The 13931-nt window shown below is 57.9% G+C and carries 12 protein-coding genes and 6 tRNA genes; 12 read left to right on the forward strand and 6 right to left on the reverse strand.

Translation table 11 applies throughout. The features are described 5' to 3' along the window. Window positions 1-146 precede the first annotated feature (146 nt). The 8 genes from glgC to A9G06_RS05315 all read left to right on the forward strand — a co-directional run bounded on the left by glgC (window position 147) and on the right by A9G06_RS05315 (window position 3969). Window positions 147-1364 carry a glucose-1-phosphate adenylyltransferase gene (glgC, locus tag A9G06_RS05280; protein ID WP_005340236.1) on the forward strand — a complete coding sequence of 406 codons (1218 nt, stop codon included), beginning with the start codon at window positions 147-149 and terminating at the stop codon, window positions 1362-1364. Continuing rightward, a complete protein-coding gene (gene glgA / locus A9G06_RS05285; protein WP_005343039.1) occupies window positions 1354-2814 on the forward strand; it encodes a glycogen synthase GlgA in 1461 nt (486 codons plus the stop codon). The genes glgC and glgA overlap by 11 nt, the downstream gene beginning before the upstream one ends. Window positions 2815-2942: 128 nt before the next feature. Next, a tRNA-Leu gene (locus tag A9G06_RS05290) sits at window positions 2943-3028 on the forward strand. A 53-nt stretch (window positions 3029-3081) separates the two neighbouring features. Next, window positions 3082-3167: transfer RNA gene (locus tag A9G06_RS05295), tRNA-Leu, on the forward strand. Between the two features lie 45 nt (window positions 3168-3212). Next, window positions 3213-3298, forward strand: a tRNA-Leu gene (locus tag A9G06_RS05300). A gap of 46 nt (window positions 3299-3344) precedes the next feature. After that, a tRNA-Leu gene (locus A9G06_RS05305) sits at window positions 3345-3430 on the forward strand. A gap of 71 nt (window positions 3431-3501) precedes the next feature. Beyond that, window positions 3502-3587, forward strand: a tRNA-Leu gene (locus tag A9G06_RS05310). Window positions 3588-3696: 109 nt separating this feature from the next. Continuing rightward, window positions 3697-3969: a late competence development ComFB family protein gene (locus A9G06_RS05315; protein ID WP_005343036.1), complete on the forward strand. Its 273-nt coding sequence runs from the start codon at window positions 3697-3699 to the stop codon at window positions 3967-3969. Here the strand turns inward: A9G06_RS05315 and A9G06_RS05320 are convergent. Continuing rightward, complete coding sequence (locus A9G06_RS05320; protein ID WP_005357820.1) at window positions 3964-4173, reverse strand: hypothetical protein; 210 nt, start codon at window positions 4171-4173, stop codon at window positions 3964-3966. The two genes, A9G06_RS05315 and A9G06_RS05320, sit on opposite strands and share 6 nt — an antisense overlap. Window positions 4174-4474: 301 nt before the next feature. On the opposite strand from A9G06_RS05320, the gene nhaC reads away from it, so the two are divergent. Continuing rightward, the gene (nhaC, locus tag A9G06_RS05325; RefSeq protein ID WP_005357819.1) at window positions 4475-5884 is read left to right on the forward strand and encodes a Na+/H+ antiporter NhaC; all 1410 of its coding nucleotides are present in this window, start codon (window positions 4475-4477) and stop codon (window positions 5882-5884) included. Between the two features lie 139 nt (window positions 5885-6023). On the opposite strand, the gene erpA is transcribed toward nhaC, so the two are convergent. The 3 genes from erpA to clcA form a co-directional block, all read right to left on the reverse strand. Continuing rightward, the gene (gene erpA, locus A9G06_RS05330) at window positions 6024-6374 is read right to left on the reverse strand and encodes an iron-sulfur cluster insertion protein ErpA (protein WP_005340225.1); all 351 of its coding nucleotides are present in this window, start codon (window positions 6372-6374) and stop codon (window positions 6024-6026) included. An 87-nt stretch (window positions 6375-6461) separates the two neighbouring features. After that, complete coding sequence (locus A9G06_RS05335) at window positions 6462-7157, reverse strand: DUF6776 family protein (RefSeq protein WP_005343032.1); 696 nt, start codon at window positions 7155-7157, stop codon at window positions 6462-6464. A 91-nt stretch (window positions 7158-7248) separates the two neighbouring features. Next, window positions 7249-8637: a H(+)/Cl(-) exchange transporter ClcA gene (gene clcA, locus A9G06_RS05340; RefSeq protein WP_019446454.1), complete on the reverse strand. Its 1389-nt coding sequence runs from the start codon at window positions 8635-8637 to the stop codon at window positions 7249-7251. A gap of 244 nt (window positions 8638-8881) precedes the next feature. On the opposite strand from clcA, the gene hemL reads away from it, so the two are divergent. Both hemL and A9G06_RS05350 read left to right on the forward strand, forming a co-directional pair. Continuing rightward, window positions 8882-10168 carry a glutamate-1-semialdehyde 2,1-aminomutase gene (gene hemL, locus A9G06_RS05345; protein ID WP_069554498.1) on the forward strand — a complete coding sequence of 429 codons (1287 nt, stop codon included), beginning with the start codon at window positions 8882-8884 and terminating at the stop codon, window positions 10166-10168. A gap of 217 nt (window positions 10169-10385) precedes the next feature. Continuing rightward, window positions 10386-11201: a hypothetical protein gene (locus A9G06_RS05350; RefSeq protein ID WP_069554499.1), complete on the forward strand. Its 816-nt coding sequence runs from the start codon at window positions 10386-10388 to the stop codon at window positions 11199-11201. On the opposite strand, the gene A9G06_RS05355 is transcribed toward A9G06_RS05350, so the two are convergent. Beyond that, the gene (locus tag A9G06_RS05355; protein WP_069554500.1) at window positions 11116-12018 is read right to left on the reverse strand and encodes a sulfite exporter TauE/SafE family protein; all 903 of its coding nucleotides are present in this window, start codon (window positions 12016-12018) and stop codon (window positions 11116-11118) included. The genes A9G06_RS05350 and A9G06_RS05355 overlap by 86 nt on opposite strands. A 296-nt stretch (window positions 12019-12314) precedes the next feature. Beyond that, complete coding sequence (locus tag A9G06_RS05360; RefSeq protein WP_005340211.1) at window positions 12315-13064, reverse strand: DsbA family protein; 750 nt, start codon at window positions 13062-13064, stop codon at window positions 12315-12317. Between the two features lie 197 nt (window positions 13065-13261). Here A9G06_RS05360 and A9G06_RS05365 point away from each other — a divergent pair. Continuing rightward, a tRNA-Ser gene (locus A9G06_RS05365) sits at window positions 13262-13349 on the forward strand. Window positions 13350-13931: the final 582 nt, after the last annotated feature.

The following is a 13931-nucleotide window of genomic DNA, read 5'->3' on the forward strand; positions in this document are numbered from 1 at the left end:
TGTAAGCAGCACAATAAAACAGCTAGAGAGCGCCATCCGGCATCTGATAAGGTATTAAGCACACGATAAAAACCACCCCTTTAGGGGTGTTTTTATACCGAACATTGAAAACCTTTTCATGTTGTTAATTCAGGGAGAGAAATACGATGGCAGGCATATTGACCATGATCCTGGCTGGTGGCGAAGGTACTCGCCTGCAGCCTCTGACCACTACCCGCAGCAAGCCTTCCGTCCCCTTTGGTGGCAGCTACCGGCTGATCGACTTTGTCCTCAACAACTTCGTCAACGCCGACTTTCTGCGCATCTATGTACTGACCCAATTCAAATCACAGTCCCTCTACCTGCACATGAAGAAGGGGTGGAATATTGTCGGCATCACCGACCGTTTTATCGATCCCATCCCGGCCCAGATGCGGATGGGCAAACGCTGGTATGACGGCACCGCCGATGCCATCTACCAGAACCTCGGCTTTATCGAGCGGGCCGAACCGGATCACGTCTGCATCTTCGGCTCCGACCACATCTACAAGATGGATGTGAGCCAGATGGTCACCTTCCATAAGCAGAAGAACGCAGCCATGACGGTTGCAGCCCTGCGCATGCCCATCGAAGAGGCGAGCGCCTTCGGGGTGATCGAGGTGGATACCGAAGGGAGGATGATCGGCTTTCAGGAAAAGCCGAAGCAGCCCAAGCACATTCCCGGCGATCCGACCCAGGCGCTGGTCTCCATGGGCAACTACATCTTCGAGACCGATGCCCTCTGCCGCGAGTTGAAGCGGGATGCCGCCGAGGAGAACTCCAGCCACGACTTTGGCAAGGATGTGATCCCGAGCCTCTACCCACGTGCCCCCGTCTATGTCTATGACTACAGCACCAACGTCATCCCCGGCGAGAAACCGCACGTCTACTGGCGGGATGTGGGCACCCTCGACTCTTATTGGCAAGCGCACATGGACTTGGTGGCCGACAATCCCCCCTTCTCCCTCTATAACCGCAAGTGGCCCCTGCACACCCACTATCCGGCGCTGCCGCCTGCTACCTTCATCGACAGCGATGAGTGCAAGGTGAAGATCGCCAACTCGCTGATCTCCGCCGGTTGCTTCATTCAGGGCAGCCAGATCCAGCGATCCATCCTTGGTTTCCGCTGCAATATCGGCGCGTGCAGCCATATCAGTGAATCCGTTCTGCTGGGGGATGTGAAGATTGGTGAAGGCTGCTCCATCCGGCGCGCCATCATTGATAAAAACGTTGAAATTGCGCCCGGCACCGTTATCGGTGAAAATCTGGACCACGATAGAGAGCGATTTACCGTATCCGAAGGCGGTATCGTGGTGGTACCTAAGGGAGCAAGAGTTGGCTATTAACCCACTGAAAATCCTGTTTGTTGCCTCGGAAGTTGAGGGGCTGGTCAAGACAGGTGGCCTGGCCGATGTCGCCAGAGCCCTGCCGATGTACCTGGCCCAGAAGGGACATGATGTCAGGATCATGTTGCCCTTCTACAAGACGATAAAGCGACGGGATGAGGCCAGACTGGTGGCGTCACGCTGGTTGCCAACCCACCCCGGGCTGCCGGATATCGGTTATCGCATCTACCAGATGGAGCTGGATGGCGTCTGCGTCTATCTGCTCGACTGCCCACAATATTTCGATCGTCCCCAGCTCTACGCCGAGAACAATCAGGCCTATCCGGATAATGGCGAGCGCTTTGCCTTCTTCTCGGCCGCGGCCCTCCATGCCTGCGAGCAGCTCGGCTTTGCTCCGGATATCGCCCACTGCAATGACTGGCACACCGGCCTGCTGCCACTGCTGCTGAAAACCCGTCACGCCCACAACCCCTTCTTCCAGCAAACCCGCAGCGTGATCAGCATTCACAACGCGGCGTTTCAGGGGGTGTTTGGCCGCGAGCAGTTCTGGGCCATGCCCGAGATCGCCGACTACGAACGCCGCATCAACTACGACTACGGCCACGTCAATCTGCTCAAATGCGGGGTGCTCTACGCCGACAAGATCAATGCGGTCAGCCCCAACTATGCCCAGGAGCTGCTGACTCACCTCGGCGCCCACGGCATGGCGCATATCTTCCAGCAACGGGCGGCCGATCTCTGCGGCATCCTCAACGGCTGCGACTACAAAGACTGGGATCCGGAGTTCGACGAATTCCTGCCTGCGACCTACAGCATCGACAACATGGCTGGCAAACAGATCTGCAAAGAGAGCCTGCAGCAGGAGGCGGGGCTGGCCGTGGCGGACTTGCCCATCTACGGCATGGTTTGCCGCCTGACCGAGCAGAAGGGCGTTCCCCTGCTGCTCCCTGCGCTGGAGAAATTCCTCCACCATCAAGTACAAGTGGTGATCGTCGGCTCTGGCGATCCTGCGCTCGCCACGCAACTGCAAACCATGGCCCGGGATTATCCGGGCAAGCTCGCCTTCATCAACACCTATGACGATCGGCTGGCTCATCTGGTCGAAGCCGGTGCCGACTTCTTCCTGATGCCCTCGCTGTTCGAGCCTTGCGGCCTCAACCAGATGTACAGTCTCGCCTATGGCACCCTGCCACTGGTGCGCGCCGTGGGGGGTCTGAAAGATACCGTGGTGGATTGGGATGCGGATCCCGAGCATGCCACCGGCTTCTGCTTCAACGATCCGACTGCCGCCATCCTGCTCGATACCATGCGCCGCAGCCTGCTCTATTTCCTGCAGGACAAGGAGCGTTTTGCCAAGGTGCAGCGCAATGCCATGAGCACCCGCTTCAACTGGCCTGACTCAGTCACCCAGTATGAACGGATGTATCAGAGCGCATTAGGCCGTTACTAAACGCCAAACGTCAGCTGATTGCTGAAGTTTTGTACCCTTGGCGCCACTTTGGGCGTCAACAGCGAAAAAAGTCCCCTTTGGCTGTTGACGCTCCCCCAAAACTCTATAGAATCCCCCTCCGCAGTGATGCGAAGGTGGCGGAATTGGTAGACGCGCTAGCTTCAGGTGTTAGTGTCCCACGGATGTGAGGGTTCGAGTCCCTCTCTTCGCACCAATACTGCCATGCTGATTCAGCAGCATGTAAATCCAACTAGAAAACCCGAATGTGCGAAGGTGGCGGAATTGGTAGACGCGCTAGCTTCAGGTGTTAGTGCCCCCCGGGTGTGAGGGTTCGAGTCCCTCTCTTCGCACCATGCTTCTCCAGACAGCATGTAAATCCAGACTGGAAACCCGAATGTGCGAAGGTGGCGGAATTGGTAGACGCGCTAGCTTCAGGTGTTAGTGTCCCACGGATGTGAGGGTTCGAGTCCCTCTCTTCGCACCATGCTTTATCCAGACAGCATGTAAATCCAGACTGGAAACCCGAATGTGCGAAGGTGGCGGAATTGGTAGACGCGCTAGCTTCAGGTGTTAGTGCCCCCCGGGTGTGAGGGTTCGAGTCCCTCTCTTCGCACCATGATTCTGACATGTAAACACAGAGCAATGCGCTCCAACCGCATTTAAAAACCAGCTGGAGAAAATCAGTGTGCGAAGGTGGCGGAATTGGTAGACGCGCTAGCTTCAGGTGTTAGTGTCCCACGGATGTGAGGGTTCGAGTCCCTCTCTTCGCACCATTCATTACGCAAAAGGCCCATCACGAAAGTGATGGGCCTTTTGTTTTTACTCCTTGTTATGGCTATGCTTTTGACGACTCCCCGCTCATCGTCATGCCAAGGAACGCATATGATACTGGATACCGACATTCACAACTTTTACGAACATCTGGTGCTCAAGGAGATTGAGAAACAGGGGCTGCAGCAAAAGCTCAACAGCGATCAGATGGCCGACCTCTGCTGCCTTACCCTCAACCAGCTTCCGGCCCACTATATTCGCCACAATGTCGACATGATCTACTTCCTGACCGACGCCAAGCGTACCGAAATGGAGAAACTGGTGGTCGAATCGCTCAAGGTAGCACAGCAGAAGATCAAGCAGGCTCCCGTCAAAAGCTCATAACCATGGCTGCTGCCAGAGCAGGGTGACGATACCGGTCAGCCCGGCCACTGGCAGCAAGATCAAGGCGGGCCGCAATCCGGGCTCCAGCATCACCCAGGCAGCCAGCAGAAAACCGGCACTCCAGGTGCCGTACTCTTTATCCTGACCCCATGCGAGTACGGCCACCGCCACCAGCAACATCATACCCCGCAATATCCAGCGCATTGTTTTCTCCCTCATCAATAATTGATAATAATTATCATCTTCATCTAATGGGGATGCAAGTGGCGTTACGGGCAGGCTTCGTATGTGACCCTTTGTGTCAACAGGCAGCTCAAAAACGGGTTATGAGATCAACTAATTTGTGATTTTTTCAATCAAATGTGCATTTTTGCCAATTTGATGGGGCTTTAACCCGTCAGGTTTGTGGTAGATTGCGGCCTCTTTTTGGGTTGCCTCCTCGGGATCGATGTATCCACAGGACGAGAGGGAGTGACCTTGGCGAGCAAGAGTTTAGGAAGTATCTATGCAAAACCAACAAAACCACATCCGACTACCGGGCATGGCACAGGTATTTGCCTGTCTGGCCATTTTCCTGGCCTTGGCATTCTCGTTCACCAGCGTGCTCGATCTGCCAATCCAGCTGGCACTGTTCATCGCCTGGTTCGTCATCATGGGGCTCGGCATCAAGCTCGGCCACGATTACAAATCCCTGGAGCAGGCGGCCGTTGACGGCGTCGCCAAGGGGATGGGGGCCATCCTGATCCTGGTCTCCGTCGGTGCCCTGGTCGGCACCTGGATTGCTGGCGGCATTGTCCCCAGCATCATCTACTTCGGCCTCAAGGTGATCCATCCGTCCATCTTCCTGCTGGCAACCCTGATCATCTGCTCCCTGACCTCGCTGGCTACCGGCACCTCCTGGGGCTCTGCTGCCACGGCTGGCATCGCCATGATGGGGATCGGCCACAGCCTCGGCGTGCCTGCGCCGCTGGTAGCCGGTGCCGTGCTCTCCGGCGTCTACTTCGGTGACAAGCTCTCTCCGCTCTCCGACTCAGTAGTGCTGGCTTCGACCATGTCCAACGTCGACGTGGTGGAGCATATCAAGGGGATGCTGCCCATCAGCCTGCTCTCCTATGTCATCACCGCCGTACTGTTCACCGTGGTGGGCATGCAGTATTCGGGCAACGTCAGCCTGGAGCAGGTCAATCTGGTGATGGAGGCCCTCGACAACCAGTTCAACATCACCCCGCTGGCCATAGTGCCGGTGGTGCTGGTACTGGGCCTGTTGGCCAATCGCAAGCCCGCCTTCCCGGTGATCAGCTTCGGAGCCCTGCTGGGCCTGATCTGGGCTATTGCCTTCCAGGGCATGGATCCGGTCAAGGCGATGCACTCGGCTTATAGTCCGTTTGCCATCACCTCCGGCATCGATTTTATCGACAACATTCTCGGTCGCGGCGGCATGGAGTCCATGCTGGGCTCGGTCGCGGTCATCATCTTCGGTCTCGGGTTTGGCGGCCTGCTGGAGAAGGTCGGCATTCTGGAAGTGATCGCCAGCGCCTTCGAGAAGCGCATCAATAGCGTCGGCAGCCTGACCAGCCACACCATCGGCACCGCGTTTCTGGCCAACGTGTTTGGCTCAGCCATGTATGTGTCGCTGATCCTGACCCCCAAGATCATGGCCAAGAACTACGACCGACTGGGACTGGCGCGCAAGAACCTCTCTCGCAACGCCGAGTTTGGCGGCACCCTCACCTGCGGCATGGTGCCCTGGAGCGACAACGGCATCTTCATGGCCGGGGTACTGGGGGTGGCAACCCTCGACTACCTGCCTTACATGTGGCTGAGCTTCACCTGCATCATTGTGACCATCACCCTCGCCTACATGGGCAAGGCGGTGAACCGGATCCCGCTGGTCGCGGCGGCAAGCTCCCGCTAAGCCATTCTGCAAACAACAAAGGCGCCATCGAGGCGCCTTTGTTGTTTCAGAGAAATGCTGTTTGATGGAGCTAACTGATCACCACAAACAAAAACAGCCCTCGTTACCGAGAGCCGTTTCATCAGACCGATAACGCCGATCAGATGGAGAAGCTGGAGCCACAGCCACAGGTCGTGGTGGCATTGGGGTTGGTCACGGTGAAGCGTGAACCTTCCAGGCCCTCGGTGTAATCCACACTGCCGCCTACCAGATATTGCAGGCTCATGGGATCGATCACCATGGTGACGCCATTCTTCTCGACTACGGTGTCTCCGTCGTTGATCTTCTCATCAAAGGTAAAGCCATACTGGAAACCGGAGCAGCCCCCACCCGTGATGTATACCCGCAGCTTCAGCTCGGGATTCTCTTCCTCGGTGATCAGGTTCTTCACCTTGTTGGCCGCCGCATCCGTCATCTGGATGGGCAGCGGGGCTTCTGCTACTGCACTCATTACTGACCTCACAACCATTAGATCCACAAACATGGAAACCGCGAAATTATCCAATACCCGACCATTCAGTTCAAGTATTCACCACGCTTAACCGGCAGCGGGAACCGGAGCTGGCGGCGCGGCGACCAGCGGCTTGATCACCTCGCCCCACTCAACCAGCAGCTCTTGCGCCGGCTGCCTGCCATCCTTGTTGATGGTGACACGGATTCGATCCGGCACAAAGCCTTCCGGCAACTGCCAATTCCCTTCCAGCAGCTGGAAATAACGCAGGGCATAGCGCCACTCGCTCACCTTCATCCCGAGATCGCGGCCGGTTAGCGTCTTCGGCTTGTCAGCCAGACTCCCCTCGACCCGGATCTGCACCTGACCACGGAACAGCTCCCGCTTCTTGGCGGGCTGGGTCAGGGCGAGACGATAGTGGTAGCGACCGGGAATGCTGGTCTCCTGCAGAGTCAGGTTGTCGATCACCACACCCACCTGTTCGCCGGTGGGGCGCATGATCCGCTCGAAAAAGGCCAGCTGGCGCTTGAGCTCCTGCACCTGCGCCTCCTGACTCTTCAGGGTGGTCTGCAACTGCTCGAAGGCCGCTTTCTGGGTCGCCAGCTGGGTATCTTTCACCCCCAATTCGGTCTTGAGCTGGCCGATAGCCTTGCCCTGACGATCCAGCGTCTCCTGCTGTACCACCAACAGACTGCTCTGGGCCAGCTCCTGACGGTTACCGACAAAGTAACCAATGAGCCCGCCAACGGCTAACACGACCAATAACTTCAATAGATTGGACATAGCCCCTCATCCCGTTATCACGCCATTTACGGCAGCGCCTATCCCTTCACTATACCGCCCTGACCGGGGCCAAAGGCGATAAAGGGAAAAATTAACTGGCCGTGGCGCTGCCATCACCCCGCTTTTGACGCGCGGCGAGCCGTAAAGTTCGCTCAAGGATCTGGGAATAGATGGGTCGGCCACCCAGCCACTGGGCAACCAGAGTCGCTCCGACCGTGGTGATCATCATCGGCAGGATCAGCTGATAGTTGTCGGTCATCTCGGTGACCAGCACGATACCGGTGATGGGGGCACGCACGGTGGCAGCAAACAGCGCCCCCATTCCGGCGATGGCAAAGGCGCCGGGCTCGATGCCAAGCTCCGGAAACGCCGCATGAAACAGATGGCCGAACACCACGCCAAACAGGGTGCCCAACGCCAGGGTCGGCGCAAACACCCCGCCTGGGGCACCGGAGCAGAAGCAGATGAGGGTCGCAACCAGCCGCACCGAGAAGATAAGGAACAGGGTCGCCATCGCATACTCATCCCCCATCAGATGAGGAATAAGCTCGGTGCCGCCGCCCGTCACCGAGGGGGCAAACAGCGACAGCACACCAAACGTTCCGGCGACCAGCATGCCGATGGCCACGAAACGGTGGCGCTTGTTCTGATGCAGCGCCAGATAACCATCCTGACAGGCAAGCACCAGCTTGTTGAAGACAAAACCCAGCACCCCGAAGGTGGCCCCCATAAAGAGGAACAGCCAGAGCGCCTTGAGGGCTGGCGCATCGTAGTGAGGCAAGGTGATCACCGCCCCCTGACCTTTCATGTTCTGCAGCATCAGGGTCGCCATGATGGCGGAGATCCCCACCGCCTTGATGGCCAGAAAGGAGTAGCGAAACTGCGGTCGCATCTCCTCCATCACGAACAGGATGCCCGCCAACGGCGCATTGAAGGCCGCAGCCAGACCTCCCGCCGCACCGGCGGCCAACAGGGCATGGCCATGCTCCTTGGGCAACCGGAAGATATCCGCCACCATCTTGCCGAGGTTGCCGCCGATCTGTACCGAAGGCCCCTCCCGCCCCAGCACCATGCCGGAACTCAGGGTGCAGATGCCGCCGAAGAACTTGACCGGCAACACCCGCCACCACCGAACCGGGCGCAGATCGTCCATCGCCCCCTCGATCTCGGGAATGCCGGAGCCGCCCGCTTCCGGGGCAAAGGTATGAGTGAGGAAGTAACCGACAAATCCCAGCAAGGCGCTGAAGCCAAAGCCAAGCAGACCGAGCTGCCACCAGGGACGGTCTGCCAGCAAGGCGATGCGTTGTTCTGCCAGCCAGTGGACACCCGATTCGAACAGACCGCACACCAGTCCGGCCAGGGTGCCGACCAGCGCCGCCAGCAGCAGCACCAGCAAGGGCATCTTGTCTTGCCGGATAATGCGGGAAAGCGGCCCCCGCGCAGAGGTATCGGCTTCAGAGGAGAGAGCTTGTTGCGCCATCTTGTTACACCAACTTGGAAAAACCATATCGTCAGCTAGCTGAGATCAGGATCACCCGGCGCGTTGCTCGGCTGCCCAGGGCTGGGGCTTTCTGCTATAGTCGGCCCGTTAAATTTTTGTCACGGGAGCAGACCGAGAGTCCGGGTGGCGAGAGCGCAAAGCATACTCCTGATGCTCCGGCCTGCCGAGTCTCAATCGGCTGCAATCCCTTGTGTGACGACCAAAATCCCATTAAGGATGATCCATGTCAAAATCAGATCAGCTGTTTGAACAGGCCCGCCAGACCATTCCGGGTGGCGTCAACTCACCGGTCCGCGCCTTCAATGGGGTCGGCGGCACGCCCCGCTTCATCGATCATGCCGATGGCGCCTACCTCTATGATGTGGATGGTCAGGCCTACGTGGATTACATCGGCTCCTGGGGCCCCATGCTGCTGGGTCACAACCACCCGGCCATCAAGGCCGCCGTCATCAAGGCCGTAGAGAAAGGGTTGAGCTACGGCGCGCCGACCGAGATCGAAGTGCTGATGGCCGAGAAAGTCCGCCAGATCGTCCCCTCCATGGAGCAGGTTCGGATGGTCAACTCCGGCACCGAAGCCACCATGAGCGCCATTCGTCTGGCCCGTGGCTACACCGGCCGCGACAAGATCGTCAAATTCGAGGGCTGCTACCACGGCCACGCCGACTCCCTGCTGGTCAAGGCCGGTTCCGGCGCCCTGACCCTGGGTCAACCGAACAGCCCGGGCGTTCCGGCCGATTTCGCCAAGCACACCCTGACCTGCGTCTTCAACGATCTGGATTCGGTGCGTGAAGCCTTCACCCAGTACGGCAGCGAAATCGCCTGTATCATCGTCGAGCCGGTCGCAGGCAACATGAACTGCATCCCGCCGGTCCCCGGCTTCCTGGAAGGGCTGCGCGCCATCTGTGACGAGTTCGGTGCCCTGCTGATCCTGGACGAGGTGATGACCGGCTTCCGCGTCTCCCTGCGCGGTGCCCAGGGTCACTACAACATCGACCCGGATCTCACCACCCTCGGCAAGATCATCGGTGCCGGCATGCCTGTGGGCGCCTTCGGCGGCAAGAAGAAGGTGATGCAGCACATTGCCCCGACCGGCCCTGTCTATCAGGCGGGTACTCTCTCCGGCAACCCGGTGGCCATGGCGGCCGGTCTGACCATGCTGGATCTGCTGCTGGAGCCGGGTCTCTATGAGCAGCTGAGCGCCAAGACAGCTCGTGTTGCCGAGGGACTGAAAGCGGCCGCCACCAAACACGGTATCCCGCTCGCCATCAACTATGTGGGCGGCATGTTCGGCTTCTTCTTCACCGACGAGCCCGAAATCACCCGCTACGAGCAGGTCACTCGCTGCGATATGGAACGCTTCAAGCGCTTCTATCACCTGATGCTCGAAGAGGGCGTCTATCTGGCGCCGAGCGCCTACGAGGCAGGCTTCCTGTCGCTGGCTCACGGCGACAAGGAGATTGAACACACTCTGGCCGCCGCCGAACGCAGCTTCGCCAAGCTGGCTGGCTAAATCGCCGCTGGTTGTCGCAAAGGGCCCGTCATGGGCCCTTTTCTATTACAGAGACTCCATCACCACACAGGGCGGCAATACGCCCATTTCTGGTGCATTACCCCCTCGTCATCCACCGATTTGTCATTCTCTGGTGCAACTTGCCCCGCCATCCCTGTCATAAAGCAGGCCCACTATTTGCACATTCACCACAAGAGCCCACGTCACCGAGGTCCATATGGCAGAGATGAGCCCCATCGATGTGCTGCGGCGCTATCAGGAGTATCAGGAGGAGCTGACCCCGCTACTGCAGGGGCTGCTCAGCGCTCCCCTTGCCTCGCTCAAGGGGTATCCCTTTGTGGTCAGCATTGACCACTATCAGGGGCCGATGTGCATCCAGCCTGCAGCACCGGCCGCCCATAATCAGCTGCACCTTATTGTGCAGGGGCAAGGACGGGAGATCACCGTCTGTCTGAATCAGCTGATTGGCTGGTTGATGGGAGACAGGGAGCGCCGCCGCGCCATGCCCTGGTTCAAGGCGGTCTATGTGGTGCTCAGCATGGCGCTGTTTCTGATCGTCGCCACCCTGATCTGGCACGGGCTGGAGCAGCTCTACCAGCTATTGTGCGGCGAGCGGCAGAACCAGCTCGGCGCCTTTAGCGCCATCATCTTCCTGACGCTGGCACTGGCGGTGTTCGATCTGGGCAAGACCATTCTGGAAGAGGAGGTACTGCTGCATAAGGATATCTTCCGCCACAGCGCCATTCGCCGCACCATCACCCGCTTTATCGCCGCCATTCTGATCGCGGTCTCCATCGAGGGGCTGTTGCTGCTGTTCAAAGGCTCGCTCGGCCAGAGCGAGCTGCTCTGGCCAGCGGTCGGAGTGATGGGGTGTGCGGTGGGTTTGCTGCTGGCGCTTGGCCTCTATGTTTTTCTGGGGGCCAAGGCCGAAGCGGCACTGGTACAGGCTAGCCTGCGCTCTCCACCGCCAGTTGCACAGGGGAGCGACGCGCCGCCCGCCAGGAGGCGTACATGGTCCAGGAGGTATAGATGACGATAAAGGCAACCAGCCACTTCAGCATCTCCATATCCATGGATTTGACCAGCATGGCGGCCAGCACCACACCGATGGGGCCGAAGATGGCCACTGCCAGCACTGCCTTGGCATCGAACGCCCCTTTGCGGATAAAAGTGCCTGCGGAGAAAACGCTAAGCACGGCGGTGGAGCCCATCATGATGGGAAACGCCGCCAGCGGATTCATCCCCAGCAGATAAACCAGCGTCATGCAGGGGGCAAACAAGCCGATACCGACATTCATCAGCACACCAAAGATGAAGTTGCCCAGCAGGGCGATCGCCAGCTTGTAGCCGCTGAGCCCCATCGCATCGCCGCCTACAGGGAAAAGCCCCAGCAGACCGGCAAAGATAAGCCCTGCAACGACCAGTAAGGAGATAGCCATCACCAACCGGATGGTCTGCCGATCAAACGAGGCCACATGGCGAGCGCCCCAGGCTGCGCCCGCTGCGGCGGCCATCATCATGCTGATCAGCGTCAGCGGCTCCACCGCTACTGCGCCGACGAAGATCAGCGACTGAGTCACGGTCGGCAGCACGCACTGCCCATTGAGGGTACCCGGCAGCACCCGATCATCGATCAGCTTGAACTGCTTGTAGCAGGCGGTCTTTACCGCAAAGCTGCCCACCCCCAGGGTATCGAGGAAGTTGGCAACCCCACCGATCAACGCCACCGGCCAGAAGGGGGTCGCCTCAAAGGATCCACTCTGCTTCTTCCGCCAGCAGGCTTGCACCAGCATAAAGATGAATACGAGGCCTCCGGCTATAAAAACCAGCCGTAAAATATCAACTAACATAGAGGTTTCTCCTGCAACGGGCGGCGATTCTAAGGCAAGCAGCAGAAAAAATCTTGACCGGAATTAAGCAATGCTCACGACACGCCTCTGCGAGGCGAAATATTTATCAATAGACTCCGAACGGCTCTGCTAATACTTGTTACTGAGGCCAACAGGCCGGGTCCTGAGCACGTTGTTATGGTCCTTTCGCGACGACCACTTGTGCCAAAGGACATAATAAAAAAGAGGGCCGGTAGTGATACCGACCCTCTTTCTGTATCTGGCCGGGGCGCTGGGCCCTCGACCATGACAACCGCTTATTGAATGCTCTTGCCGGCACGCACGTCCTTGATAAACCCCTTCAGGCTGGCTAGATCACGGGGAGCACCGCGCAGGATCTGATCACCGATGATGAAGGCCGGTGTACCGGAGATACCGAGCGCTTCAGCCAGCGCACGGTTGGTACCGAGGTTCTGGTCGATGCTGCCATCCTTGATCTTGGCTTCCACCTTGCTCCAGTCCACACCGGCCGCCACAGCCAACTGCTTGACCTGTGCTTCATCAGCGAGCGGGCCCTGATGGCTATAGAGCTTCTCGTGGAACGCCTGGTACTTGTCAGGCTGACCCAGTTGCACCGCCAGCGCAGCGCGGGCGGCGAAGTAGGAGGACTCGCTCAGAATGGGGAACTGCTTGTAGATGTAACGGATATCTTTATCTTCCGCCATCAGCTGCTTGACCAGCGGATGGGCCCGCTTGCAGTAACCGCAGTTGTAATCGAAAAACTCCACAATGGTCAGAGATGCCTTCGGATTCCCCATCTCGGGATCCTGATTGGCATAAAGCTGCTTGGAGTGAGCCTTGATCAGCGCCTTGTCACTCTCGGCCTGCTGGCTCTCCTGCTTGGCACGCAGGGCATTGGACATCTCGACCAGGATCTCGGGATTCTTGACCAGATAGTCGCGAACGATTTGCTCGACATCGCTTTTGGTCAGCTCGCTTGCATGTACCGGCGTCGCCAGCAGGGTCACACCAGCCAGCGCGCAAAACAGGGCATTTTTAATAGTCATAACGTTATCTTGCAGAGGATATGATAGAGGCCACTATAGTGGTTGAGTCTGTTTTCAAGTCAAGTTATCTGGCCAAAAAAGAGCTTGATGGGCCCTGATTGCCACTTTTTCATGTCATTTCGCACAATTAACCAGCAATCAAACCGGGCAGGGATTTACAAGCCGGATCAGCATGGTAATATTCGCCGCACTGCTGCGGAGGGGTGGCAGAGCGGCTGAATGCACCGGTCTTGAAAACCGGCGATGGGCGACCATCCGTGGGTTCAAATCCCACCTCCTCCGCCATTCATACCGAGCCCATGCAATCATGTTGCGTGGGCTTTTTGTTTGCCTGCGATTTGTCATTCCTCATAGCTCTCAACACATTAGTCTTCTTCAACATCCTCCTAATCTTCCCGCCTGCGGGCTCAATAATCACCAGAAAATCACCAATCAACCTCAGAAGATCTGAGTTACTGCGCACATCCCAGCCCACTTTCTTATTCCCCAAACCACAACGACAACACGCAGCGACCACAACTCCTGCATGTTGGTACCGCCAATAACCCCTCTTCGGAATAAAGTCAGGGCCGATTAACACAGTCATAGAAAGCAGGGACGATGGGGTTGCGGCTTAAACAGAAGGGGCGGCTAACTCAGGAAGCAGAGATCCCAAGCAAGAGATCATGACGTATAGGCGATCATGGGATGCACGGGATATGACGACGCCAGAGCCACCGGAAAAAGCGACAGCGGTTCAGCGAAGAAAGAGTACCAAGCGGAACATCAGGCTATTTGTGGAACCAGAAAACAGCGACGAGTAACAATAAGAACAGAGGAGAAGAGATAAGATGGGTCAATTATCAGGCGACTTACTGAATTGCAGCC

Source organism: Aeromonas sp. DNP9, assembly GCF_001728955.1.
Taxonomy (GTDB): Bacteria; Pseudomonadota; Gammaproteobacteria; order Enterobacterales; family Aeromonadaceae; genus Aeromonas; species Aeromonas veronii.

Coding starts and splice junctions, on each gene's coding strand:
- glgC (WP_005340236.1), top strand. CDS start 147: ATGGCAGGCATATTGACCATGATCCTGGCTGGTGGCGAAGGTACTCGC.
- A9G06_RS05315 (WP_005343036.1), top strand. CDS start 3,697: ATGATACTGGATACCGACATTCACAACTTTTACGAACATCTGGTGCTC.
- A9G06_RS05320 (WP_005357820.1), bottom strand. CDS start 4,173: ATGCGCTGGATATTGCGGGGTATGATGTTGCTGGTGGCGGTGGCCGTA.
- nhaC (WP_005357819.1), top strand. CDS start 4,475: ATGCAAAACCAACAAAACCACATCCGACTACCGGGCATGGCACAGGTA.
- erpA (WP_005340225.1), bottom strand. CDS start 6,374: ATGAGTGCAGTAGCAGAAGCCCCGCTGCCCATCCAGATGACGGATGCG.
- A9G06_RS05335 (WP_005343032.1), bottom strand. CDS start 7,157: ATGTCCAATCTATTGAAGTTATTGGTCGTGTTAGCCGTTGGCGGGCTC.
- clcA (WP_019446454.1), bottom strand. CDS start 8,637: ATGGCGCAACAAGCTCTCTCCTCTGAAGCCGATACCTCTGCGCGGGGG.
- hemL (WP_069554498.1), top strand. CDS start 8,882: ATGTCAAAATCAGATCAGCTGTTTGAACAGGCCCGCCAGACCATTCCG.
- A9G06_RS05350 (WP_069554499.1), top strand. CDS start 10,386: ATGGCAGAGATGAGCCCCATCGATGTGCTGCGGCGCTATCAGGAGTAT.
- A9G06_RS05355 (WP_069554500.1), bottom strand. CDS start 12,018: ATGTTAGTTGATATTTTACGGCTGGTTTTTATAGCCGGAGGCCTCGTA.
- A9G06_RS05360 (WP_005340211.1), bottom strand. CDS start 13,064: ATGACTATTAAAAATGCCCTGTTTTGCGCGCTGGCTGGTGTGACCCTG.